Source organism: Microbacterium sp. 71-23, from assembly GCF_001897265.1.
Taxonomy (GTDB): domain Bacteria; phylum Actinomycetota; class Actinomycetes; order Actinomycetales; family Microbacteriaceae; genus Microbacterium; species Microbacterium ginsengisoli.
The window spans coordinates 1-21,526 of sequence record NZ_MKSL01000036.1 but is presented as its reverse complement, the minus strand read 5'-3'; the positions used below and the strand labels follow the sequence as shown (position 1 = coordinate 21,526).

Here is a 21,526-nt window from a genome sequence, read left to right as displayed (position 1 = left end):
GATGGTACGCGGCCTTGTCAGCGCAGCTGGGACGCGAGGGGGCATTCGAACGGGTCAGCGTGCTTCAGTCCGACTCTCTGCAGGTAGCGCAGGACGATCCTGTACGACTCCACGAGGGTGGTCTCCGTGTATCGCACATCCCGCTCCCGGCAGAACTCACGTACCACCGGGCGGGCCCGGCGTAGGTTGACTGACGGCATGCTCGGGAACAGGTGATGCTCGATCTGGAAGTTCAGCCCGCCCATCCCCGTCGCGACCACCGGGCCGCCACTGATATTGCGGGAGGTCAGCGTCTGACGGCGCAGGAAGTCGATCGAGAAGTCCTTCGGCAGGATCGCCATCCCCTTGTGATTCGGGGCGAAGCTGCCGCCCATATAGATGCCGAACAATGCCACCTGCACGGCCATGAACGCCAGACCCATCAGTGGCCCCGCAGCGATGATGACCAGCGCGGGGAACCCGATCAGCCGGATCGCGAGGAGCGTGGCTTCGACCCCACGAGCCTTCACCTGCTCCCCGCCGAGCACCGCCTTCACTGCGTTCACGTGCAGGTCGGCGCCGGCCAGGGTGAGGATCGGGAAGAAGAACCAGTGCTGCTTCGACATCACCGCCGCCCGCCAGCCGTGATGCTGGCTTGCGTCCTCGGTCGTGAAGACGATCACTCCCGGCTTGATGTCGCCGTCCTTGCCCATCTTGTTCGGGTTGGCGTGGTGGCGGGAGTGCTTGTTCATCCACCAGCCGTAGCTCAGGCCCACCAGCAGGTTGCCGACGACGCGTGAGAACCACTCGTTGCGGATGCCCGAGGCGAAGATCTGCTTGTGCGCGCCGTCATGCGCGAGGAACGCCGTCTGGGTGAACAGGACCGCGAAGTACGCGCCGACAAGAAGCTGCCAGGGCGATGAGCCCAGCGCGAACAGCGCCATGAAGCCGCCGACGTACGCGGCGAGCAGGATAAGGCAGCGCGCCAGGTACCAGCCCGGACGCCGCTTCATCAAGCCCATCTCCTTGATCGTTGCGGCCAACTCGCTGTACTCGCTCGCATTCCGCTCGTGTGCCTCACCGGCGCCGACACGTCGAGGGCGGGTGGCCCGGATCCTGGGGGAAGGACCGCTCTGCGTCGTGAGTTCATCGGTCGATGTCGTGGTCATATTCGAACGTTACGTTCGGCAGCTCTCCGATGCGTCCCTCCGTGGAGCACACTTTCACCCGATACCCCGGTACGGGCAGCCGGTCGGTCGGCCACGAGGGCGGATGTCTAGAGGTCGTCGAATAGGTTGTTCCCGCGTAGGAGGGCATCTCCGACCCACCAGACGATCGCGACTTCGTCGCGGCGCGCCCGATGCGTGTCGGGACGCCGCCGCCGCACCGAGCGGTTGGCCTTCACGAGGCATTCATGGACGAGTTCCTCGTCCGGTCCCCAGGAGTCCGGCTGGGAGCGCGGTCATCAGGTCATGGAGGCGAGAAGGTCTGTGAGCTCCACCGAGCAGACGCCGATGCGCGAGTCGGCGATGCCGATCGGGATCCATAGCACGCCTTCGTGAATGATGCCGCCGCAGGAGTAGGCCACGTTGGGGACGTAGCCGTCGCGCCGCCCACTGTGAGGTTCGAGAATCGGGGTGGAGGTGCGGCCGAGGACCTTGGTCGGGTTGTGCAGGTCGAGCAGCAGGGCCCCGAGGGCGTAGGTGCGCATGGGGCCGACGCCGTGAGTGAGCACGATCCAGCCTTGTTCGGTTTCAAGTGGTGGGCCGCAGTTGCCGGTTTGGACGATCTCCCATGCTTCTTGAGGGCCGTGTACTCTGCCGGCCTGCGTCCAGATCACCCCGTCGTCCGATTCGGCGAGGGAGATGTTCTCTCCGCCGGTCCGGCTCAGCGCCAGGTACCTGCCGTCGACCGGGCGGGGGAACATCGCCATGCCCTTGTTCTGTGCGCCGTCGCCGACCAACCGGTGGACGCGGAAGTCGCGGAGGTCGGGGGTGATTATCAGCCGCGGTGCGATGTCGCGTCCATCGTAGGCGGTGTAGGTGGCGCGGTAGTGGGTGGAGCCGTCGGTGTCGGTGAAGCGCACGAATCGCGCGTCCTCCATGCCGCGGTGTTCCTCTGCCGCGACGGGGGAGAGTACTCGTTGACTCAGCTCGGTGTCGAGGGGGAAGCCGGCTCTGTATGCGGAGGACGCGATGACGCGGAGTGCGTCGATCTGTCGACGGGTGTCCGCGCGCGATGACAGCTCGGAGGGGATGAGCGTGGCGGCGGTGTCGATGTCCGGCGTTGAGAATCGTGTCGGCAACTCGCGCAGGACGGCGTGGGAGGTTTCGTTGAGGACCCCCTCGTGCGCGGCGGCGGCACGGAAGTGGGCGACGCTCCAGGCGCCGGCGCTCACCTGCGGGCGCCAAGGGGGCCGGCGGCGGTCGTGGAAGGTCCAGGTAGTTCCGGGGCCGATGACGGCTTCGGCGAACTCGATGGATGAGAGATGCCCTTCCCCGATCGCGCGGAGCGCGATCGCGACGCGCAGCTGTCCGGGTCCCATACCGCTCTGGTCCGGGTGCTCGACGGCGCTGGGGTTGCACAGCGCCGCTCCTTCCAGTGCGAACTCTGCGGTGAAGCTGGCACCGAGGACGATCCGCCGGGAGTCCGTGATCTCGACCGGGCCGGCAAGCCGGGAGCTGACGGCATCCGCGCTCGCGAGGAACAACGCCCGGACGTCGGGATGCCGACTGCTGAAGTGTTGTATCAGCCGGGCCGCGATCTCTTCGGTCTCACGTTCGGGCAAGGCGAGGACGCGGGAGACTATGTCCGAGGCGCGTGAGTGCGTGTCCGCCGACTCCTCTCCCGGGAGGAAGAGCTGCCCGATCACCCGGTCTGGCTCAGGGCGAAGCTCGGCGGAGTGCATCCGCACGAGGGTCATGTGTCCTCCAGTGCGCCGACGCGGCGCGCCTGTTGATGCGTGCTGATCGCGGCCAACGTTGATTCTGCCCCTCGGTTCTCGTTGCGGCCGTCGCGTTCGAGCCCGTCGAAGCCTGCGCCGGTTCCCTCATCCACCATGGGAGTGTGGCTGTCGTTGCGGCCCCGGAACCACTGCCAGGCGAGGGCGATGCCGATGAGCCACCTGTCGTCGTCTGTCTGCTCGAAGGCGCGGGCACTGGCGTCCGCGATCGCGGCGACTTCGATGGGCTGCTGGTCGAAGAGCGGTCCGACATCATCGGGTCCGCGCCCGCCGTGACCTGTCACGGAGAGCCGATCGGCCGAGGTCTCCACGGAGAGAAGGAATTCGAGCAGTGTCAGACCTCGGCCCACCGCCTCATCGTCGCCCAGCCGTCCGCCGGCGGCGATGAGGGCTTCGGCGATGGAGGCGTTTGCGTATCGCAGGCGCGGCTCGGGCCACGGCCAGTCCGTATCCGTCGACTGGGGAATTGCATCGATGAGTTCTCGAAGGAGGTGCCTGGCAGGCATGTCGTCCGGATGCCTGGATGCGACCTCGCTGGCACCGAGCGCGGCGAAGGCGATGGTGCGCAGATCTTGGGATTCTTGTTGCGCGGCGCGGTCGAACGCGTGTAAGGCGCGAGCGCGGATGTGTGCATCGGGTGCCCGTGCTGCTGCGGTGCCGAGTCCCCAGAGCAGCCGTCCCCACCAGTCGCCCATGCTCGGCTCATCCGTCCACTCGCCGTGTTCGTCCATGCGGTTGTGCGCAAGGCCGTCCGTTCCGATGGCCGCTTCGAGGAAGCCCAGGTAGATCTCGCCCAGCCGCTGGAGCTCGGGATCGTGGTCCGGCTCGCGGACGACCACGATGAGTGCACGGGCAACGTCGTCGACGCAGTATCCGTGTTCGCGGCGGGGGGTGTCGAGCAGAGCGTGTTCGAAGACGCCACGGTGATCGGTGAGGGCACGCAGGTGCTGAAAGAGATCAGGACCGTCCATCACGCCGCCACCGCGCGCATCGCGGCGGCGAGGTGCCGATAGCGGTCCGCGACCGCAGACCAGGTCATATCGTCCGCATCCTGCAGCGCGACCGCTCGCATGCGTCTGGCGATGCCGTCACCGGTCAGGATCGTCCGCAGCGCGGACGCGATCGACCGCGGGTCCTCATGGGCGACGATGATTCCCGCGCCGCCCGACAGCAGCTCGACCGCATGGGGAAAGCCGGTGGCGACCACGGGAATGCCTGCGGCGACCGCTTCGACGAGGACTCCGGAGGTTGCCTGGTCGCGCGAGTCGTAGGGCAGCAGCACGACATCCGTCGATGACAGCAGAGCGGCGAGCTCGTCGCCTTCGAGGTAGCGTCCGTCGAGGTGCACCGACGGGCCGACACCGAGTTCGCTGACCAGATGTGCGAGTCCTGATCGATAGCCATCGCCGGCGTGGGCGAGCACCTTCGGGTGCGTCTGCCCGGCGACGACGTACTCGACCTCGGGGGAGAGGTCGGTGAGCTGCGCGATGGCTCGGATACCCCATTCGATCCCCTTCCCCGGCGAGATCAACCCCCAGGTGAGGACGCGCCGACGACTGCGGGGCGCGGCTGCGGCGACAGCGAGGTTGGTCACCCCATGCGGGATCACGTGAACGAGCGAGGGATCCACAGAGTAGTGCTCGACGAGGGTGTCACGTGCGCCGCTGGTCATCACGACGGTCACTGATGCGCGGGCGCACACCTGCGACAGGACCAGGCGCTGATGCGGTGTCGGCGAGGGGAGCACGGTGTGCAGTACCGCGATGGTGGGGACGGTCATGGCGGTGAGGACGTCGAGGATCTCATCGCCGTCCTCGCCGCCGTAGATGCCGTACTCGTGCTGGACGATCGCGACATCGCAGTCGTTGAGCATCGATGCCGCCGCGCTCCGGCTGCGGACATCCCCGGCGATGAGGTCCGCCCTCACCTGCGAGGACACGCCGGGCCCAGGGGAGGCGGCACGCTCGGGGGCGTCGAGGACGCGCACGATGTCGGCATGATCCACGGGACTCGCGGTGAGCGCGCGTGCCAGAGACTCGGTGAAGGTTGCCAGCCCGCAGCGGGTGGGCGGATAGGTGCTGAGAAATCCATAGTGGGTCACGGCGACGCGCTCCTCGATATGCCCGAGCGACGACGTCTTCGGGCGATGGCGAGACGTCTGCCGGCGGCATCCCTCGTGGGATCGCGGCGACGGCGGCGTGATCCGGTCCACGCCGAGAGTACGGAAATACCCGGCGCTGTGGCCCTACTCTACTCCGGTCGCCTGTGAACCGAGCCGGCTCCCCGTCCGAGCACCTGGTCGTACACCTGCAGATAGTCCTCGACCATTCGCTCGACGCCGAATCGAGCCACCGCGCGTTCATGGACATCCCGACGATCCAGCATCGCCACCTTCTCGACGGCGGCAACAGCCTGATCGAGCGTGGTCACGGTGCGTCCGGTGACGCCTTCATCGATCACCTCACGCATCGATCCGCGCCGGTATGCGATGACCGGCGTGCCACACATCATCGCCTCCACGACCGAGAGCCCGAATGGCTCGTCGAACGCGATCGGATGCAGTAGGGCGGTGGCGTTGCCCAACACCTGAGCCCGTTCGGCCGACCCCACGGAACCGCGGAACACCACCCTGTCACCGTCGATGTGCGGTTCCACCTCGGAAGCGAAGTACTCCCGATCGTGCACGATGCCGCAGATCATCAACCGGCGCCCCGCCCGGCGGGCGATCTCGATCGCCCGAGCTGTGCCCTTGTCAGGATGGATACGACCGAAAGACACCAGATAGTCATCGGGGGAGGCGACCAGAGGCAGCTCCGCCGCATCGACGCCATGGTGCACCGTCGCCGCATACGTCAGATCCGGCGACCGATCGCTGTCCGAGATCGAGACGAATGCCGACGAGGATGCTCTGTATGCGGGCAGGATCGCCGCACCCGAGAACCCGTGGACCGTCGTCACCATCGGCGCCCGCCACTGAGCACTGAACGCGAGCGGCAACCAGTCCACCTGGTTGTGCACGATGTCGAACTCCTCAGATCGAGCCATCGCGTGCGCGACATGAAGCGCCTCCCACACCCGACCGTCCATCGACGCGTCCGCCTCATATCCGTGCGGGACCACCGCGTCGAGCACCGCATCGGTCACCGAGTTCGCGGTCGCGAACAGCGTCACCTCCACACCTCGTCGCACCAGACCCTCGGTGAGCAGGCTCGTCACCCGTTCCCACGGGCCATAGTGCTCAGGCGGCGTCCGCCACGCGACCGGGGCCAGCATCCCCATCTTCAGAACCATGCCGGCCCGTCCAGCAGGGAATGCTCAGCGCACCGGCCGCGTCCCGGTGTCACGAGCGGGTTCGCGCATGACCGCCATCATCGGCCCACTCATCGATCTGCGCCCGGTAGCTCGCATCCAGATCAGCCTGATCGAGGAAGGACCCGTGCGGAGCCTCCGCATCGGCGGTGATTCGGAACTTCACGGATTCCGCCAGCGTGGCCACGGCCGCCGCGCGGATTTGCTCGCTCGCGGCCGCGTGCTGAAAGCGTGCGGCCGCCGCCTCCCGCCCGGCACGGACAGCCTCGCTGATCTCAGCGAGCCGATCAGCCAGGACACCCGCAAGGCCATCCCTCAGCTCTTCCAGATTCGTGTTCGCGATCTCCAGCCGACGATCCGAGACCGTCACCTCGACCGTTGGGAAACCGGCCCTCGCGAGGAAATCCCGCGTTCCGCCGTCGAGGATCTGCGTCACCTCGTCGCGTTCGGGACGACGAGTGAACACCGCCTCCACCGTGTACCGGTCTGGGGCCTCATCGGTCATCAGCGCAGCAGGCAACGAACCCACCAGCACCGATCCCAGGCCCAGCGTCGCGGCATCGGGGCCGCTCGTTCGTGTCTGTGTCTTCATGACCTGACGGTACGCCCCGAAGATGTGTACCTCACAGTTTCGCCTCAGCGAACGCGAACCATTCGTGCGACTCGTCACAAGTCGGCAGACCCACCCTGCTCGCACTTGGCGGAGACGTACGGCCTGAGCGCCTCCGCGAGGTGCTGAGGGCCGCTTACTGGCGTCACATCTGTCAAGACACTTTTCGAATAGCAGTCGGTGGCCCTCGGACTCAACAAATTCCCGGTCAGGGGTCAGTTATACGGATGAAAATGTAGGGGGATTGCAGCGAAGACGACGCTCCTCGGGGCGCTGATCGCCGCGTGCGCGCCGCATCAGCGCATCGTCACGGTGGAGGAGACGTTCGAGCTCGCCGCCGAGATGCCCGACCTCGTGGCGATGCAGAGCCGCCAGCCGAGTCTCGAAGGCGGGGGAGAGGTCACGCTGCGGCGGCTCGTGAAAGAGGCGCTGCGCATGCGCCCCGACCGGCTCGTCATCGGCGAGGTGCGCGACGCCGAGGCCCTCGACCTCGTGCTCGCCCTCAACACGGGCGTGCCGGCGGCGGCGACGATCCACGCGAACTCGGCGCGCGACGCGCTCGTGAAGCTCGCCGCGCTCCCGCTGCTGGCCGGCCGCAACATCGACCGGGACTTCCTGCTGCCCGCGATCGCGAGCTCCGTCGACCTCGTCGTGCACTGCCGGCAGGATGCCGCCGGCACGCGCCGCGTCGCGGAGATCGTCGCGCCGACGGGCCGGGTGGTCGACGGCGTGATCGAGGTGCGCCCCGTGGCGGCAGGGTTCATGCCGACGGGGAGGACGGCATGAGCATTCTTCTCGGCCTCCTGCTCGGCGCGGGCGCGCTGCTCGTCGTATCGCCGTGGCTCTGGCCCCACACGTCGTCGGCGCGACCGACGCGACCGCTGTCGGCTCCGGCGCTCGACCGTCTTCTCGCCGAGGCGGGGTTCGCCGCGCGTCGGCGCCGTGCTGTCGTGTTGTCGGCGCTCGCGCTCGCCGCCGTCGCCGCGTCGGCGGCGCTGCTCCTGACGGGAGTGCCGGTGGTGGCGGCGGTGGCGGCGCTCGCCGCGGCGGGTGCGCCGTTCGTGTGGCTCCGGTCGCGCGCCCGGGGCCTGGTGCGCGCCCGCCGGGCGCTGTGGCCCGACGTCTGCGATCTGCTCGTCGCCTCCGTGCGCGCAGGAGTCGCGCTCCCTGACGCCGTCGCCGCGCTCGCCGCATCCGCGCCGGCCGCGCTGCGCGGGGCTTTCGCGTCGTATGCACGGGATGTCGCGGCATCCGGTCACTTCGACAGTGCGATGGCCCGTCTCAAGGCCGCCCTCTCCGACCCTGTCGCCGATCGCCTGGTCGAGGCCTTGCGCATGGCCCGACAGGTCGGTGGCACCGAGCTTGTGCCGGTGCTGCAGGCGCTCTCGCAGTCGATCCGCGCCGACGCTGCGGCGCGAGCCGAAGCCGAGGCGAGGCAGTCCTGGGTGCGGGCGGCAGCGGTGCTGGGCGTCTCGGCGCCGTGGGTGATCCTCGTGCTGCTGTCGCTCCGCGCCGAAGGGGCGGCGGCGTACGCGTCGCCCGGCGGGATGGCCCTCGTCGTATTCGGCGCTGCGGCCTCGGTGCTCGCGTTCTGGCTGATGTCTCGGCTCGGGCGTCTCCCGGAGCCGCGGCGGTGGTTCGGATGACCGCCGCGTTGCTCCCGACCATGGCCGTGTCCGTGCTGCTCGGCGGGGCATTCTCCGCCGGCGTTCTGCTGATGTTCGCGACGGTGCCGCAATGGGGCGCACCGCGTCTCGCCGATCGCATCCAGCCGTACGTGCGCCACGTCGCAGATCCTCGCGGGCTCACACCGCTTGACCCGGTGGCGACGCTCGGGAACTCGTGGACGGTGTGGCGGGCACGGGTCGTCGGGGCACTGGGAGGCGGTGAGGCTGTCGCCGCGCGCCTGGCCGCCGCGCGATGGGAGATCGATGTCGCGCGTTTCCGTGCCCGCCAACTCGGCTGGGCGCTCGCGGGGGCCGGCGTCGGCGCCGCTGTCGCGGTGGGGATCGTCATCGCCCGCTCCGGCACGGCTCTGCTGGTGGTGCTCCCGGTGCTGACGGCTGCCGCCGGCGCGGTGCTGTGCGATGTCACTCTGACGACGGCGGCACGGCGCCGCCAGCACCGCATCCGGGAGGAGCTTCCGACGGTGCTGGAGTTCCTCGCACTCTGCCTTTCCGCAGGAGAGAGCCTGCTCGATGCGCTTCGCCGGGTGAGTGCGGTCGGCTCGGGCGAGCTGACGGCCGAGTTCGGGCGCGTGGTGGTGGCCGTGGCATCCGGGATGCCCCTGGCCGCCGCTCTGCGCGAGCTGTCACGCGACGTGGCGGTGCCCGCTCTGTCGCGCGCCGTCGATCAGCTGACGTCGGCGCTCGACCGCGGCACACCGCTCGCGGGAGTGCTGGAGGCTCAAGCCGGCGACGCCCGCGAGGATGCCAAGCGATCGCTGCTCGAGGCCGCCGGCCGCAAGGAGATCGCGATGCTGCTGCCACTCGTCTTCGTGATCCTGCCGCTGTCGGTGCTGTTCGCGATCTTTCCGGGCATCGTCATGCTCCGGTTCGGAATGGGGTGACCGTGCCCTCCACGGTCGATGACGCGCGGATGTGGGATCCGCGCGGAAGGAGTGAGAGAGATGACGCGCATGTGGCGCCGCCTGCGGGCGGCCTGGGCGGGTGCCGTTCACGACGACACGGGCGACGTGCCCGGATGGGTGCTGATCACCCTCGTGAATAGTCCCGATTCTCACCCGTCTTCGTGGCCGAACACCTCGACATCGGAGATCGGTCGCTTCGGCGTGACCTCGACTCGCGCGATGATCGCGCGGAGCAGCTCTCGCTTCTCCGCTACTTCGATGTCCTCCCAACGTTCGAGCAGCACAGGGAGGATGCGCAAGGGTGCCCCAGACCTGACACGGATTGTGCGAAGCTCAGCCTCCGCGGCCCGCCGCGACGCCTCGTAACGGTCGCGCAGGGATGCATAGACGTCGAGTGGTAGATCCAGTTCGATTCGTTGGTCTGCCAACTGGATGAGCTTCTCCGTCGCGCGCGTGACTCGTCTCGAGAGTTCGGCGCGCGGGTCAGAGGAAATGTGCGGCGGCAGCGCAGCGATCCCTGCCGCGGCGGCTTCGCGCACCTTGACCTCGCGCTCATGGAGCCACGAGCGCACCGCATCAATGAGTACAGACTCGCTCACGTAGCCGCCGGCGTGGGTGCGCTTCTCGTGTGCGGCCTTGCAGCGGAACTTCGGAGTGTGGGCGCGTCCGAACTGCCCTGCGTTCATCTTTGACCCGCAGGCGCACCATACGAGGCCGGAGAGTAGGTACTCCGATCGCTCGCCGCGTCGGTATGTGCGCCGCCGCTCGCGAGCCTCGAGGTAGGCATCCCACTCGGCCTGGGTGATGAGCGGCCGGTGTGCCCCCGGGTGTCGCTGTCCGTTCGCGATGATCAATCCCGCAGCGAAGCCAGAGTCGAGCACTCGCCGTAGGGTGCGATCCGACCAGAGGCCGTCACCCTTGCGACCATATCCGTCGACCGGACGCGTCGACCCGGCGTTGAGCCATGCGACCAGCGCATAGATGGATTCGCCAGCGGTGTACCGGAGATATGCCTCGTGAAGGACTGGCGCCGTTGTCGGGTCGTGCGTGAAGCCGGCGCTGCGGTCGTAGACGTAGCCGAACCGCGGCTTGCCATTTGCCGGGAGCCCGTCGCGGACGCGGCGAGCGTGCGTGTCGCGCCACGTTTCGCCGATGAGGTCGGCCTGATATGCGTTGACCTCGCCAAGTAGGCCTCGGGCGAACTTGCCGGATGCGGTGCGGGATTCGATCGGCTCGGTCGCCGATACGATCGAGCCGCCCAGCGTGTCGACTCGATCGAGGGCGACCGCCCAACGCAAGCGATTGCGGGCGGTGCGTGAGAACTTCCAGACGATGATGGTCTGAAACTCGCCGCTTGCGAGACGGTCGATGGATTGCTCGAGTCGTGGCCACCAAGCGGAGCGCGCTCGGGATCCTGACTCGTCGATGCCTTCGACCCAGTCGACGATGGTGTAGCCGCTTTGGGTGGCGAAGGCTTCGATCGCATGACGCTGGATCTCGGGCGAGGTCATTCCCTCGCGTTCGCGTGAGACTCGCACGAGTGCAATTGCACGTTGGCTGTTAGTTGACGGACTGACGCTGGCGTGTCGCTTCGCGTTCACGTTGGTGGCTCACCTTACCGATCTACGTCGCGGTGTGCGCGGCGAATGGAGGGGGAGTGCCGTGCACATTGCCACGGTCGGAGAGTTGTTGGTACACGCGGTGAGGCTTGGCCTCACGCCTTCGGTGCTACTGGCTGCGGTCGCGGCGACGCTTCGCGTCGTCGATAACGCGGCCGGCGTCGAGGTTCAGCTCGCGCACGATGTCGAGGAAGACGGGGATCGGAATGTCGCGATGACCGTTTAGGTACTTGCTCAGTGTCGCTCGGTCGATGCCGACCTGCGCGGCCAGTTGGATCGCGGTGAGGGGGGACGCGGCCAGTTCTGCACGTAGTTGGACGGCGACAGCCGCCGCCCAATCGCTCGCTTCATCTGTGGTCATGCGGCCACAATAGCACCACTACGACAACAAACATAGCGTGATCGGCAACATTCGCGCCTTGACGCATTGCCGAATGGCCTCTACTGTGGCCATATGACCACACGCACCCTCGGCAGCAATCAGGCGACGACCGTCGCCGAGATCATCGCCGCCGCAATCGTGCGCGCTGACCGCTCCCAGAAATGGGTTGCCGAGCGCGCTGGCATTCCGCTCACGACGTTCCGCCGGAAGCTTCGCGGCGGGAACGCCTTCACAGTCGCCGAAGTCATCGCAATCGCACTCGCGCTCGGTGTCGACCCGGCCGACCTTCTCATGCCGGTCGTGGCTGCGGCCGACGACGTCGCTGCGATTGCGGCCTGACGTTGGCGCGCGCTTGCGTGCGCACCGGCTCCGAGCCGTCCGAAGCGGCCTGGGAGCGGTTCGGCGCGCTCGCAGCGCAGATCCTCCGGCGACTCGCCGAGCGTGACGCGCTTGCGGAATTGGAAGCGCGCGACGGCGATCCCGAATCCATCGCCGCGTAGGCGGCACCGATCCGAATCGAAAGGGCACATCATGACGGATCTCAGCACCACTCAGAGCACTACCCAGGCGGGTATCGGCTACCTGAATCGCGAGTCGATCTTCGACGCTGACCTGACCGTCACCGGTCACTCGGATCGGCACCGTGTGACGGTCGTGAACGGGCAGCCGACGATCGACGCGACGCACGTCTCGGTGCGCTTCTCGGGCGCCGAGATGGTCGTCGACACGTCCACGGTCGCGGGGGAGCGTGTCGTGTCGCTCGAGCGTGACGGCGAGGTCATGTGGCTGACGCGGGCGGAGGCGTATGACCTCGTGCTCGCGGTGCTCGGGCGCCTCGGCGTGATCGGGTTCCCGGGCGATGAGGACGTGACCCCGTGACTGACACGATGCGCACGGTTCGGTTCCCTGGCGTCGTCGCGCGTCGGGCCGAGGAAGGCTCTCGCTGGCGCCAGGACCGCGCGGAGCGGCTCGCGCGGGTGGAGAGGTCGGACAAGGCCATTCGTCGCGAGGAGCGGCACACGGACACCCGGGAGCTGCGGCGCCCGGTCGACGTGACGGAGCGCCTCGCGGAGGTGGAAGGGTGAGCGCCCTCGAGGTCGATGTCGCGTATGCGTGGCGGGTGCGGGACGCGTACGCGGAGCACCTCGCGTTCTGGGGGCGGTTCGCTCTGCACTTCGAGACGTGGAAGGCGCTCGGCGGAGCCGACCGTGCCGCCGCGGAGTGGGAGCCCGAGCGCATCGTCGGTGACCCGGCGCTCGGCGCCGACGGCGACCGGATCGCGGTCGACGCGGTGTGCCCTCACTGCGGGTGGCCGGAGCGGAGCTACTCGACGCTCACCCGCCGGTTCGGGTGCGTCGTCTGCGAGTACACGAGCGACGAGCGCGACGGATGACGTGCCACCTGTGCCCGCGCGAGCGGGTGTTCGGGTGCGCCGCCGGAGCGAAGGTGGCGGCGTGGTGGTGCCGGTCGTGTGACGGCCCGGGCGCGCGGCTCGAGCCGGCGGAGGCGCCGTGAGCACCGCAGCGCGCAAGGCGCGCAAGCGGGCAGGAGCCCCGTTCAGTAAGCCGCCGAAGCGGCGGACCCGTCGACCGGCCGGAGGGCTCGGGCTGGTGTCGGGTGCAGAGATCCTTGCGGCGATCGTCGTCCGCGACCTACTGGGAAGGCAGTCATGACGGAGTCATTGAGTGGTGTTGTTCTCGGGCTCCCCGAGGACGAGTACCACGCACACCCGGCGCTCTCGTCGACCGGGGCGCGGCAGCTTCTCATCGCGCCTGCGAAGTTCCTCTTCGCGAGGTCGGCGCCGAGGGTGCACAAGAAGGCCTTCGACGTCGGGACCGCGGCTCACTCGCGCGTGCTCGGCACGGGGTGGGAGATCGTCGCGATTCCCGACAGCGTGCTCGCGGTGAACGGTGCCGCATCGACCGCGAAGGCGAAGGCGTTCATCGAGGAAGCGCGCGCGAACGGTCAGGTGCCGATCAAGCAGGCCGAGTTCGACGAGGTCACCGCGATGAGCGAGGCCGTTCTCGCGCACCCGTCGGCGCGGATCCTGCTCGAGCAGGACGGCGCGGCCGAGGCATCCGTGTTCGGCGTCGACCCGGAGACGGGTGTCGAGACGCGCGCGCGGTTCGACTTCCTCGGGCGCGGATCCGGGCGGCGCGTGGGCGTCGACCTCAAGACGCTGCACGGCGAAGCGTCCCCGGTGAAGTTCGCGAAGACCGTCGCCGATCACGGCTACCACGTCCAGGGCGCGCACTACGAGGACACGCTGCGGTTCGTCGGCGAGCACATCGACGCGTTCGCGTTCATCGCGGTCGAGAAGGAGCCGCCCTATCTGGTGGGCGTGTTCGTGCTGAACGAGGACTACCGGGAGATCGGCGCCGCCCGCGCGCGTCGCGCCCGACACCTGTTCGCCCGCGGCATCCAGGACGGCATCTGGCCGGGATACCCGGACGAGATCCAGATCGCGCGCCCGCCGCAATGGGCGATCTACGACCACATCGACACGGAGGCACTTGAGAAATGAGCATCGAGATCCCGACCGACGCGAAGCCGTCGCGCATCCATCGGCCCGAGCCGGCACCGACCGAGGACGACGTGCGCGAGACGCTCGCGGAGTACGAGCGCCTGGCGATGTCGACGGGCGCGATGGTTCGTATCGACCCGCCCGAGTTCGCGTCGCCCGACGCGTCGATCGACTGGGCGCCGTGGTGGCTGGGCGATGAGCCGCCTCAGCTCGTGCGCGTCACGGTGTGGCGCAACGGAATCCAGACGCAGGTGTATCGCGCCTGGCAGGAGTCCCTGCCGGTCGACCCCGTGTGGCAGGAGCTGTGGCGGGCGCGGCCAATGACGTTCTTCGGGGCGTCGGGGATCCGTGCGGCGCTGCGTCGCGCGTACCGCGACGTGATCGGCGATCACCGGCAGGCCGACGACGTCGAGCCGGACGCGCCCGAGGCGGTCACGCCCGAGGCCGTCGCGCCCGCCCCGCAGCACGACTGGCGCCCGAGCGGCCCGCCGATACCGGCAGCCGAACCGCGGCCCCGGACGCGCCCGAGCGCACCGCGCCCGGCACCGGTCGCGGTGCCGCACGCGCCCCGCACCGAGCTGCGTCTCGACGCGCTCCCCGTGAAGCCGGGATCCAAGCGCAAGGCGGCGTCCCGTGGGCGCCGCGACCGAGGCTCGAATCGTGGGCACAACGCATGACCACACGACCGCGGGTGAAGCACCGCACGGGCTCGGCGGAGACGATCAATCCCGACCACATCGTGATGCACCGGCTGATCGTGGCGGGCGTGCTCGTCACCCTGATCGCGGCCGTCATGACGTCATGGAACGGGCTCGCGTTCGTCGCGTCGTGGCAGGAGCTGCCGGAGTCGCTGCGGTGGCTGACGCCGCTCATGATCGACGTTCCCCTCGTGGTGCTGACGTGCGCGCGCGGCGCGCTCCGTAAGCGCGGTGTGCGGGCGCGGGGGATGCTCGCGGGCATCATCGCGTTGACGGCGTACAGCTCCCTGGCGAACCTCGCTCACACCGTGGATCTCGCCGGGTTCTCGAGCGTCTCGGCCGTCGTCGGCGGCGTGACGAACGCGCTTGCACCGTGGCTGATCCTCGCCATGACCGAAGTGCTGTGGCTCGTCGTCACCCGGGCGCCGCGTCCGGCGCCCGCCAAGCCGAAACCGCGCCGCAAGCCGGCAACGTGACCGCACACCAGTCGTCGGGTCGACCGACCGAGGCGGGTCGCGCCGTGATCGTCTGCGACGGCTGCGCGGCCCGGTTCACGAGACGGCACGTCTCCGTCAACGCGACGCGCGCAGCCGCCGAGAAGGCCGGCTGGCTCGTCGGCACCCGCGACAACCGTCGCGACTACTGCACCAACTGCCGGGAGGCGAAGTGAGAGACACCGGATTCACGCCGCTCGTCGTGAGCCAGATATGGGAGCGCGACCGCGGGTGCTGCGCCCGCTGCGGGCTCGGGCTCGTGCGGGAGCGCCGCGGGGATGACTGGGCGATCCATCATCGGGAGCCGCGCGGTCGTGGCGGCGCGGGCCGCAAGCGGTGGTGGGTGAACCTGCCGTCGAACGGCGTGCTGCTGTGCACCGCATGTCATGTCGCGGTCGAGAGCGACCACGCCGAGGCGACTGCCGCGGGGTTCATCGTGTCCGCCCTCGGCGTGGTTCGGCCTCACGCCGCCCGCATCGTGCACGCGTTGCTCGGTCCCGTGTTCCTCACGAACGCGGGCGGGTGGGAGTCGGCGACGCCCGACGAGCCGCAGGCGGTCGCGGCGTGAGCGAGTCAGTCTTCGACAGGGTTCACGAGGAGGGCGCGATAAGGCACGACGCCGAAATGCGCAGCCTCGTCGTCGGTCACCGCGAGGTCTCCGGACGGGCCGCGCCAGATGTAGAGATCGGCGGAGTGGGTGCGGAGATCCGGCGGGCAGACGAGTCGCATGACCTCGCCGCGGTGAGTCTTGGTGGCGTTCATGCGGCAAAGGCTACCGTCCACACCCGAGCATTCGGACCTCACTCCGGTGAACTCTTCGCGGCCGTGTTCAGCCTCGCAATCGCGATCCACGACGTGATCGGTTCCGCGCGGGCATCGTTCTGCTCGTTCGACGATGCGGCGTCGCAGGTGCTTGCGCGACGGCGGGTGCCAGCGATCGTCGCCCGGCGGTCGGAGGTGGCGAGGGATGCCGCGTGAGCATACTGTCGGCGGCGTTCAGCGAGTGGCGGGAGTGCCGCGCGGAGTACGAGCTGCTGCTGAACGCGGCGTACGAACGGGCGGCGGAAGCGACGAACGATCGCCTTCTCAACGAGCGCGGGCGGCGGAAGGGCGTCACCTCGATCTCGCTGTTCATGGGTCCGCTCGTGCGGGCGAGCGCGTACGCGTCGGAGGAGTTGCTCGAGCACTGGGAGCGGCACCCGCGGGTGACGTACGAGGCGTTCGAGCGGCAGTGGATGCGAGATCGCGAGGCGGAGCGGTGGGCGGCTTGACCCGGTCACCACATGCCGAACGCGCGACCGAGGGTCGCCGCGATCTGACCTGCGGAGTAGAGCGTGCCGGCGACGCGTGCGGCGTCGAGGTCGAGCACGCGGGCGAGAACGCAAACGAGGGCTGGGCGGGGCTGAAATGTGGTCACACCTACAGCCCCTGCGGCAACTTTGAACCGCGAGACGGACTGTCGGCTGCCCCGCGATCCGAGGTGTGGGGATACGTCGTGTTCTGGCCTCGGCAGGGCGTGCTGAAGGTCGGCGTGACGAGGTCGCACGCGCGGCTGGCGGCGCTGTGTCGGACGGGCGGCGTGGTTGTGATCTTGGATCGTGACCGGCCCCGCGCCGAGGAGCGGTTCATTCTCGACGCGCTCGCGGCGCGGTTCCCGCGCGCGTTCGCGTCGGAGGAGGCGGCGCGGTCGCTGCTGCCCGGCGGTCGGGGGTTCACGGAGTGCTTCGCGGTGTCACTGCATGAGATCGAGGCGGCGGTGTCCGCGGTAGTGGAAGGGATGCGGGCGCATGATCGGCAAGCAGAGGGCGATCCCGCCCGATCTCTGGCTCGACGAGGATCTGATAGCGCTGCCGCTGGCCGTGAAGTGGACGGCGATCGGTCTGAGGATGCACGCCGACGACGAGGGTCGGGAGACGACGACGGACTGGATGCTGCGTCCGTCGCTGTGGCCGGGCGACCCGCTGTCGACAGACGACCTGATCGAGCACCTTCTACTGCTCGACGACCTCGGCTATGTCGGGATCTACGCGGCGGGCGGTCGGACCTACTACCAGGTCAGGGAGTGGCCGGCGGTGTCGCACCCGAAGCGGTCGCGTCATCCTGCACCGCCGCCAGAACTGTTCCAGCGGGCCGCTGGCGACCCGCTAGAGGACCGCTCGGCATGGGGGGGAGAGGGGGAAGGGGGCGAGTGGGGGGAGTCCGGGGGATCCGGCTCGCGTCCCGCTGGACTGCCGCCGTCTCCGTTCTGTCGGGTCCACCAACCTGCGGGTACGGGTGGCGCGCCGTGCCGTCACTGCGGGGACGCGCGCCGCGCTCACGACTTCTTCAACCAGGAGCGGCGGCGGGGGTGAGTCGTGCGCGCGGCGAGCCGTGCCCAGTTGGGGGCCGTTGAGCGGGCGCTGGCGCGCCGCAGGGTCGAGCACGAGCGGGCCGACCGGCGGGTGCTGGACGAGCTGGCGAAACACGGGCTCCAGTTCCGCTCCGTCGAGGGAGTGCAGGCCTTCCAGGCCGCGGTGGAGAGATCGAACCGGGCGAACGCGGAGAGCGTCGTCCGGCTGTATGAGGCAACGAGAGAGGGGTAGGACATGGCAGGCGAGACGGTTCTGACGGTGGTGGGAAATCTGACGGCGGACCCGGATCTGCGGTTCACGCAGAGCGGGATCCCGGTCGCGGGGTTCACGGTGGCGGCGACGCCGCGGCAGCTCGATCGGCAGTCGGGCGAGTGGAAGGACGGCGAGGCTCTGTTCCTCCGGGCGACTGCCTGGCGGGAGTTGGGGCAGCACGTCGCCGCGTCGCTGACGAAGGGGTCGCGGGTGATCGTGACCGGTCGGCTGCGGCAGCGGTCGTACCAGGACGCCGACGGCAATCCGCGGACGTCGCTCGAGCTTGAGGTCGACGAGATCGGACCCTCGCTGCGGTACGCGACGGCGACGGTCGTGCGGGCACGGTCGAACACGCAGGCGCCGGCCCAGGGGCCGGCCGATGACGTGTGGGCGGCGCCGTCTGAGGAGGTGCCGTTCTGATGTCGGACGCCGTGAATAGACCCGCGCACTACACGCAGTATCGGGGGCTCGAGGTGATCGACCTCACGGAGCAGATGAACTTCAACCGGGGCAACGCGGTGAAGTACCTCGCCCGCGCGGGGGCGAAGGATCCCGCCCGGGAGATCGAGGATCTCGAGAAGGCGCGGTGGTACGTCGATCGTGAGATCGGGCGGCTCGGTGGCAAGCGGATCCGTGACGCCGTCGAGGCGGATGCTCGGGCGGAAGTCGTCGCGGAGATCGCCGATTGGCTGCGCGGCGGGCACGGAACGGGCCTGATCGGTAACGGGCTCATCGCGTCGCGGATCCAGGAGCGCTTCGGGGGTGCCGTTGACGTCTGAGCGTGAGTGCGTGCGCGGGTGCAAGACGCGCGGCGCGCACTACGGGGCGTGCCCGTGGTACGGCGTGGACGACGCGTCGATCGCGGAGCGGCTCGCGTTGCCGGGCGCGCCGCGGGAGTGCACCGGGTGTGCGGGGGCGCCGACGGCCGCGGAGTCGGCGGTGTGCGATCGGTGCGCTCGAGGCTTCCGCCGGATGCTGGTCGACGGCCCGGATCTGCTCGGCCGGTTGCGGTCGCTCGCGGATCCGCGGTCGGCGCTGGTGTACGAGGACGCGGCGCAGCGTGGTGGGTCGACGTCGACCGAGGCGCCCGCGCCCGTGCCGGCCGACCTTCTGGACGCGATCGTGGCGCTCGAGCGACTGTTCCTCGTGACATCGTCGGATGCCGCGGAAGCGTTCGAGCAGGCCCGGTACGGCGCGAACGTCATCCTCCACGACCTCGACACGGGGCTGCTGAACGACCACGCATGGGTGCTCGCGTTGGCCGGTCAAGTGCTGGATCGGCACGAGCCCGACGGCGACGGCGTGCGGGACGCGTGGTCGGTCGCTGACGCTCACGCCCGCTGGGGTGTCGTGCGACGTGAACGGCCGACGCTCGTCGTCGCGAGCCCGTCACCCGCCCTCAGGCCGGTGCCCGAGTACGACGAGGACACGGCGTCGCCGGTCACGGAGTGGGGGGCGGAGTCGCTGATCGTGCGCGACCAGGCGGCGCAGCTCGCCGGGTCGCTCCGCACGTTGCAGCGGTGGGAGAAGGCGGGAGAGATCGCTCCCGAGGGTGCGATCTGGACCGCGGGCAAGCGGACGACGATCTACCGGCGCGCGACCGTGATCGCCGTGCGCGAACAGATGAAGGAACGGGCCGGACGCGGCCTGTCCGAGCCGACGGCGGAAGCCGCATGACGAGGGGAGAGGCGATGCACCACCACTACATGACCACCGACGCGGAGAGTCAGCCGACGTTCACCTGCACCGCGTCACCCGACCACACAGATGGGAGCGCATCGTGACCCACACGCGCAAGGACATGGAGACGGTCGAGTACGAGTGCGCGATGGGCGACTGCGCGCACGAGGAGCGACCCTGCCCCTCGACCGGCATCTACGAGGTGTGCCAGGAGTGCACCGACCGCAACTGGGCCGAGTGGGAGGGTGGCGTGATCACCTGGGACGAGTGCCAGGGTCGCGGCGCGATCTGGGATGACGACGAAGACACCGAACCGACCGGTCTGGAGTCTGAGCAATGACGTTCCTGGCCTACAAGCTCCCGAAGGGTGCGCCGCAAAAGCAAGTCTGGTTCGTGGAGTGCGACGTGTGCCGCGCGAAGTTTCTTGGACCATTCCCGAACGCGCCGAAGCCGGATCAGCGGGCGACCGTCGAGGGTGCCGGATGGCGCTACCAGATGCCTCACCCGATGGACACATGCCCTTCGTGCCTGAGCACCAGTTCGACCGATCCGTCACCCGACCACACGGATGGGAGCGCATCGTGAGCAACCGCAAAGAACTGCGAGACGCCCGGCGCAGGCTGGCCGAGGCGCAGGAGTCACTACGCGCTATTGAAGCTCTACCTCGCCGTATCGGGCAGACGTGGGATTGGGCGAATGGTGTCCGCTGGGTCCGCATCGGAGACGACGCATGGGAGGCGCGCCACGAGAGTGACGGCTACGAGCGGCATCCCGATTACGACCAGCACTTCAACGTCTACCCGAGTGCGCACGTCGCATGGGGGACGCCAGCCGATTCGGCCGATCCGTCATCGTGACGCGCGAGTGCGCATGGTGTCGGGGGCCGATCCCGGAGCGTGTTCGCCGCGATGCGGCGTGCTGCTCGGTGCGGTGTCGGCAGGCGCGGCATCGGTTCACGTCGGGGGTAGGCGTCGCGCCTCACGTCGGTCGCGACGTCTTGCGGCTCGCGTATGCCGATCCGCGGTATCCGGGGCTGTCGCGGAGGTACTACGGGAAGCATCCTGACTTCGCCGGCGAGGTCGACCACGCGGCGCTGATCGCGAAGCTGGGGGAGTTTGACGGCTGGGCATTGTCGACGTCCGCTCGATCGCTACAAGATGTGCTTGCGCTGTGCCCGCCGGGGAGCCGTGTCGCCGTGTGGGTGCGTGGTGAGCGGCCGGCGCGCAGTGCGGGGCCGTTGAATGCGTGGGAGCCGGTGATCTACTGGGGTGGGCGCCGGGACGCGTCGCGGTACACCGCGGCGGGTGAGAAGGCGTCGCGGCGACCAGGTGGACGCGTCGCGCAGGTCCGCGGCGACGCGTCGCGCGCGACTCGAGCCGACGCGTCGCATGCTGCCGGCGTACGCGTCGTGCTGGCCGGTGACCTCGACGCGTCGCGTGACGCGGCCGCGCGACGCGACGCGTCGGGATCGGCCGCGGACGACGCGTCGTCGGGATCCTCGCGACGCGTGGGTGTCCTCACGTACCGGCCGGGCGCGCGGACGACCGATCCGGGCCGGGTGATCGGGGCGAAGCCGGCCGTGTTCTGTCGGTGGATGTTCGATCTCCTCGGTGCAGAGCCCCAGGACGAGTTCACCGACATCTACGCCGGGTCGGGTGGCGTCTCTCGCGCCTGGGGCGTGTTCGCGGGAGCCGCGGCCTAGCCTTGAGCGCCTCTCGAGTCGTAAGCCACTTGAGGGTGCGAGCATCGTGGGATGATCTCGCCGTGAGCGATGACACTTCCCGTCACTCGAGCAACCCGGATGAGCCGCTCCGGGATACGGAACTTGTGCGTGTCCAGATAGAGGCGCTATGTCGACTCTGGGAAGAGTCCGAGCACGAGAGCGTCACCTACCGTGCCGATGTTGGTGTGGATAGGGCGCTGGCGATCCTTGCGCACGCCCATCACGCTGTGCGCTGTGCTCGCGCGATTCTCGCACTCCACCCTGATTTCTCGGGCATAGAGACGTCGCCGCTATGCCGTCTGCTGTGGGCTGACCCCGTTTCGTAGGTCCAGTCGTTATGAGAGTCGTCCTGT

Annotated in this window: 31 protein-coding genes; 21 read left to right on the top strand and 10 right to left on the bottom strand. The window is 69.0% G+C overall.

All coding sequences use genetic code 11. The features are described from left to right. Window positions 1–17: 17 nt before the first annotated feature. The 6 genes from BGO15_RS11780 to BGO15_RS11755 form a co-directional block, all read right to left on the bottom strand. Entirely contained in the window at window positions 18–1,148 is a 1,131-nt protein-coding gene (locus tag BGO15_RS11780) for a fatty acid desaturase family protein (protein ID WP_082486421.1), read from the bottom strand. A gap of 296 nt (window positions 1,149–1,444) precedes the next feature. Beyond that, entirely contained in the window at window positions 1,445–2,887 is a 1,443-nt protein-coding gene (locus BGO15_RS11775) for a glycoside hydrolase family 130 protein (RefSeq protein WP_235557485.1), read from the bottom strand. Between the two features lie 11 nt (window positions 2,888–2,898). Further along, the gene (locus BGO15_RS11770; RefSeq protein WP_056519987.1) at window positions 2,899–3,912 is read right to left on the bottom strand and encodes a hypothetical protein; all 1,014 of its coding nucleotides are present in this window, start codon (window positions 3,910–3,912) and stop codon (window positions 2,899–2,901) included. Next, window positions 3,912–5,042: a glycosyltransferase gene (locus BGO15_RS11765; RefSeq protein WP_056207167.1), complete on the bottom strand. Its 1,131-nt coding sequence runs from the start codon at window positions 5,040–5,042 to the stop codon at window positions 3,912–3,914. The genes BGO15_RS11770 and BGO15_RS11765 overlap by 1 nt, the downstream gene beginning before the upstream one ends. 149 nt (window positions 5,043–5,191) lie before the next feature. Continuing rightward, complete coding sequence (locus tag BGO15_RS11760) at window positions 5,192–6,214, bottom strand: glycosyltransferase family 4 protein (protein WP_056207299.1); 1,023 nt, start codon at window positions 6,212–6,214, stop codon at window positions 5,192–5,194. Between the two features lie 67 nt (window positions 6,215–6,281). Further along, window positions 6,282–6,842, bottom strand: a complete 561-nt coding sequence (locus tag BGO15_RS11755) for a hypothetical protein (protein ID WP_056207165.1) — start codon at window positions 6,840–6,842, stop codon at window positions 6,282–6,284. Between the two features lie 261 nt (window positions 6,843–7,103). On the opposite strand from BGO15_RS11755, the gene BGO15_RS11750 reads away from it, so the two are divergent. The 3 genes from BGO15_RS11750 to BGO15_RS11740 are packed head-to-tail and all read left to right on the top strand — an operon-like array spanning window position 7,104 to window position 9,429. After that, entirely contained in the window at window positions 7,104–7,646 is a 543-nt protein-coding gene (locus BGO15_RS11750; RefSeq protein WP_082483050.1) for a CpaF/VirB11 family protein, read from the top strand. Further along, a complete protein-coding gene (locus BGO15_RS11745; protein WP_056207164.1) occupies window positions 7,643–8,506 on the top strand; it encodes a type II secretion system F family protein in 864 nt (287 codons plus the stop codon). Before BGO15_RS11750 ends, BGO15_RS11745 begins: the two co-directional genes overlap by 4 nt. Continuing rightward, window positions 8,503–9,429 (top strand): type II secretion system F family protein, encoded by a 927-nt coding sequence (locus BGO15_RS11740; protein WP_056207162.1) that lies wholly within the window; start codon window positions 8,503–8,505, stop codon window positions 9,427–9,429. Before BGO15_RS11745 ends, BGO15_RS11740 begins: the two co-directional genes overlap by 4 nt. A 170-nt stretch (window positions 9,430–9,599) precedes the next feature. Here BGO15_RS11740 and BGO15_RS11735 read toward each other — a convergent pair whose 3' ends face one another. Then, a complete protein-coding gene (locus BGO15_RS11735; RefSeq protein ID WP_268768918.1) occupies window positions 9,600–10,988 on the bottom strand; it encodes a recombinase family protein in 1,389 nt (462 codons plus the stop codon). 190 nt (window positions 10,989–11,178) lie between these two features. Further along, on the bottom strand, window positions 11,179–11,430 hold the full coding sequence (locus tag BGO15_RS11730) for a helix-turn-helix domain-containing protein (RefSeq protein WP_056207158.1): 252 nt from the start codon (window positions 11,428–11,430) through the stop codon (window positions 11,179–11,181). A gap of 93 nt (window positions 11,431–11,523) precedes the next feature. Here BGO15_RS11730 and BGO15_RS11725 point away from each other — a divergent pair, with 93 nt between their 5' ends. From BGO15_RS11725 to BGO15_RS11680, 10 genes are all read left to right on the top strand, one after another. Then, window positions 11,524–11,790 (top strand): helix-turn-helix domain-containing protein, encoded by a 267-nt coding sequence (locus tag BGO15_RS11725; RefSeq protein ID WP_056207156.1) that lies wholly within the window; start codon window positions 11,524–11,526, stop codon window positions 11,788–11,790. A gap of 17 nt (window positions 11,791–11,807) precedes the next feature. Continuing rightward, entirely contained in the window at window positions 11,808–11,951 is a 144-nt protein-coding gene (locus BGO15_RS11720; protein WP_162237870.1) for a hypothetical protein, read from the top strand. A 31-nt stretch (window positions 11,952–11,982) separates the two neighbouring features. Beyond that, the gene (locus tag BGO15_RS11715) at window positions 11,983–12,330 is read left to right on the top strand and encodes a hypothetical protein (protein ID WP_056207154.1); all 348 of its coding nucleotides are present in this window, start codon (window positions 11,983–11,985) and stop codon (window positions 12,328–12,330) included. Continuing rightward, window positions 12,327–12,536, top strand: coding sequence for a hypothetical protein (locus BGO15_RS11710; protein ID WP_056207152.1), 210 nt, complete (start codon window positions 12,327–12,329; stop codon window positions 12,534–12,536). The genes BGO15_RS11715 and BGO15_RS11710 overlap by 4 nt, the downstream gene beginning before the upstream one ends. Beyond that, window positions 12,533–12,844, top strand: coding sequence for a hypothetical protein (locus BGO15_RS11705; RefSeq protein WP_056207150.1), 312 nt, complete (start codon window positions 12,533–12,535; stop codon window positions 12,842–12,844). Before BGO15_RS11710 ends, BGO15_RS11705 begins: the two co-directional genes overlap by 4 nt. A gap of 276 nt (window positions 12,845–13,120) precedes the next feature. Continuing rightward, window positions 13,121–13,975, top strand: a complete 855-nt coding sequence (locus BGO15_RS11700) for a PD-(D/E)XK nuclease-like domain-containing protein (protein ID WP_056207148.1) — start codon at window positions 13,121–13,123, stop codon at window positions 13,973–13,975. Then, window positions 13,972–14,652: a hypothetical protein gene (locus BGO15_RS11695; protein ID WP_056207146.1), complete on the top strand. Its 681-nt coding sequence runs from the start codon at window positions 13,972–13,974 to the stop codon at window positions 14,650–14,652. The genes BGO15_RS11700 and BGO15_RS11695 overlap by 4 nt, the downstream gene beginning before the upstream one ends. Next, window positions 14,649–15,149: a DUF2637 domain-containing protein gene (locus tag BGO15_RS11690; RefSeq protein ID WP_056207144.1), complete on the top strand. Its 501-nt coding sequence runs from the start codon at window positions 14,649–14,651 to the stop codon at window positions 15,147–15,149. The genes BGO15_RS11695 and BGO15_RS11690 overlap by 4 nt, the downstream gene beginning before the upstream one ends. Then, window positions 15,146–15,343 carry a hypothetical protein gene (locus tag BGO15_RS11685; protein WP_056207142.1) on the top strand — a complete coding sequence of 66 codons (198 nt, stop codon included), beginning with the start codon at window positions 15,146–15,148 and terminating at the stop codon, window positions 15,341–15,343. The genes BGO15_RS11690 and BGO15_RS11685 overlap by 4 nt, the downstream gene beginning before the upstream one ends. Beyond that, window positions 15,340–15,735 (top strand): HNH endonuclease, encoded by a 396-nt coding sequence (locus BGO15_RS11680; protein ID WP_056207140.1) that lies wholly within the window; start codon window positions 15,340–15,342, stop codon window positions 15,733–15,735. The genes BGO15_RS11685 and BGO15_RS11680 overlap by 4 nt, the downstream gene beginning before the upstream one ends. A gap of 5 nt (window positions 15,736–15,740) precedes the next feature. Here the strand turns inward: BGO15_RS11680 and BGO15_RS11675 are convergent, their stop codons facing one another. Beyond that, complete coding sequence (locus tag BGO15_RS11675; protein ID WP_056207138.1) at window positions 15,741–15,929, bottom strand: hypothetical protein; 189 nt, start codon at window positions 15,927–15,929, stop codon at window positions 15,741–15,743. Window positions 15,930–15,992: 63 nt separating this feature from the next. Between BGO15_RS11675 and BGO15_RS11670 the strand changes: the two genes are divergently transcribed. Both BGO15_RS11670 and BGO15_RS11665 read left to right on the top strand, forming a co-directional pair. After that, complete coding sequence (locus BGO15_RS11670) at window positions 15,993–16,145, top strand: hypothetical protein (RefSeq protein WP_156454831.1); 153 nt, start codon at window positions 15,993–15,995, stop codon at window positions 16,143–16,145. Next, window positions 16,142–16,438, top strand: a complete 297-nt coding sequence (locus BGO15_RS11665; RefSeq protein ID WP_056207136.1) for a hypothetical protein — start codon at window positions 16,142–16,144, stop codon at window positions 16,436–16,438. The genes BGO15_RS11670 and BGO15_RS11665 overlap by 4 nt, the downstream gene beginning before the upstream one ends. 5 nt (window positions 16,439–16,443) lie before the next feature. On the opposite strand, the gene BGO15_RS11660 is transcribed toward BGO15_RS11665, so the two are convergent. Next, a complete protein-coding gene (locus BGO15_RS11660) occupies window positions 16,444–16,584 on the bottom strand; it encodes a hypothetical protein (RefSeq protein WP_156454832.1) in 141 nt (46 codons plus the stop codon). A 370-nt stretch (window positions 16,585–16,954) separates the two neighbouring features. Between BGO15_RS11660 and BGO15_RS11655 the strand changes: the two genes are divergently transcribed. The 6 genes from BGO15_RS11655 (at window position 16,955) to BGO15_RS11630 (ending at window position 20,307) form a co-directional block, all read left to right on the top strand. Further along, window positions 16,955–17,518, top strand: a complete 564-nt coding sequence (locus BGO15_RS11655) for a hypothetical protein (RefSeq protein ID WP_056207135.1) — start codon at window positions 16,955–16,957, stop codon at window positions 17,516–17,518. A 234-nt stretch (window positions 17,519–17,752) separates the two neighbouring features. Beyond that, window positions 17,753–18,190 carry a single-stranded DNA-binding protein gene (locus BGO15_RS11650; RefSeq protein ID WP_056519997.1) on the top strand — a complete coding sequence of 146 codons (438 nt, stop codon included), beginning with the start codon at window positions 17,753–17,755 and terminating at the stop codon, window positions 18,188–18,190. Then, complete coding sequence (locus BGO15_RS11645) at window positions 18,190–18,549, top strand: DUF3310 domain-containing protein (RefSeq protein WP_082483049.1); 360 nt, start codon at window positions 18,190–18,192, stop codon at window positions 18,547–18,549. Before BGO15_RS11650 ends, BGO15_RS11645 begins: the two co-directional genes overlap by 1 nt. Window positions 18,550–18,742: 193 nt before the next feature. Further along, window positions 18,743–19,447 carry a hypothetical protein gene (locus BGO15_RS11640; RefSeq protein WP_056207131.1) on the top strand — a complete coding sequence of 235 codons (705 nt, stop codon included), beginning with the start codon at window positions 18,743–18,745 and terminating at the stop codon, window positions 19,445–19,447. A gap of 103 nt (window positions 19,448–19,550) precedes the next feature. Next, window positions 19,551–19,790 carry a hypothetical protein gene (locus BGO15_RS11635; RefSeq protein WP_056207129.1) on the top strand — a complete coding sequence of 80 codons (240 nt, stop codon included), beginning with the start codon at window positions 19,551–19,553 and terminating at the stop codon, window positions 19,788–19,790. Window positions 19,791–20,031: 241 nt separating this feature from the next. After that, entirely contained in the window at window positions 20,032–20,307 is a 276-nt protein-coding gene (locus tag BGO15_RS11630) for a hypothetical protein (protein ID WP_156454833.1), read from the top strand. Window positions 20,308–21,526 lie beyond the last annotated feature (1,219 nt).

What these genes read in the sequence shown, in the direction of transcription:
- BGO15_RS11690 (WP_056207144.1), top strand. Translation starts at nt 14,649, where the DNA reads ATGACCACACGACCGCGGGTGAAGCACCGCACGGGCTCGGCGGAGACG.
- BGO15_RS11700 (WP_056207148.1), top strand. Translation starts at nt 13,121, where the DNA reads ATGACGGAGTCATTGAGTGGTGTTGTTCTCGGGCTCCCCGAGGACGAG.
- BGO15_RS11760 (WP_056207299.1), bottom strand. Translation starts at nt 6,214, where the DNA reads ATGCTGGCCCCGGTCGCGTGGCGGACGCCGCCTGAGCACTATGGCCCG.
- BGO15_RS11755 (WP_056207165.1), bottom strand. Translation starts at nt 6,842, where the DNA reads ATGAAGACACAGACACGAACGAGCGGCCCCGATGCCGCGACGCTGGGC.
- BGO15_RS11730 (WP_056207158.1), bottom strand. Translation starts at nt 11,430, where the DNA reads ATGACCACAGATGAAGCGAGCGATTGGGCGGCGGCTGTCGCCGTCCAA.
- BGO15_RS11740 (WP_056207162.1), top strand. Translation starts at nt 8,503, where the DNA reads ATGACCGCCGCGTTGCTCCCGACCATGGCCGTGTCCGTGCTGCTCGGC.
- BGO15_RS11640 (WP_056207131.1), top strand. Translation starts at nt 18,743, where the DNA reads ATGCTGGTCGACGGCCCGGATCTGCTCGGCCGGTTGCGGTCGCTCGCG.
- BGO15_RS11715 (WP_056207154.1), top strand. Translation starts at nt 11,983, where the DNA reads ATGACGGATCTCAGCACCACTCAGAGCACTACCCAGGCGGGTATCGGC.
- BGO15_RS11695 (WP_056207146.1), top strand. Translation starts at nt 13,972, where the DNA reads ATGAGCATCGAGATCCCGACCGACGCGAAGCCGTCGCGCATCCATCGG.
- BGO15_RS11770 (WP_056519987.1), bottom strand. Translation starts at nt 3,912, where the DNA reads ATGGACGGTCCTGATCTCTTTCAGCACCTGCGTGCCCTCACCGATCAC.
- BGO15_RS11725 (WP_056207156.1), top strand. Translation starts at nt 11,524, where the DNA reads ATGACCACACGCACCCTCGGCAGCAATCAGGCGACGACCGTCGCCGAG.
- BGO15_RS11645 (WP_082483049.1), top strand. Translation starts at nt 18,190, where the DNA reads ATGTCGGACGCCGTGAATAGACCCGCGCACTACACGCAGTATCGGGGG.
- BGO15_RS11745 (WP_056207164.1), top strand. Translation starts at nt 7,643, where the DNA reads ATGAGCATTCTTCTCGGCCTCCTGCTCGGCGCGGGCGCGCTGCTCGTC.
- BGO15_RS11780 (WP_082486421.1), bottom strand. Translation starts at nt 1,148, where the DNA reads ATGACCACGACATCGACCGATGAACTCACGACGCAGAGCGGTCCTTCC.
- BGO15_RS11675 (WP_056207138.1), bottom strand. Translation starts at nt 15,929, where the DNA reads ATGAACGCCACCAAGACTCACCGCGGCGAGGTCATGCGACTCGTCTGC.
- BGO15_RS11650 (WP_056519997.1), top strand. Translation starts at nt 17,753, where the DNA reads ATGGCAGGCGAGACGGTTCTGACGGTGGTGGGAAATCTGACGGCGGAC.
- BGO15_RS11655 (WP_056207135.1), top strand. Translation starts at nt 16,955, where the DNA reads ATGATCGGCAAGCAGAGGGCGATCCCGCCCGATCTCTGGCTCGACGAG.
- BGO15_RS11775 (WP_235557485.1), bottom strand. Translation starts at nt 2,887, where the DNA reads ATGCACTCCGCCGAGCTTCGCCCTGAGCCAGACCGGGTGATCGGGCAG.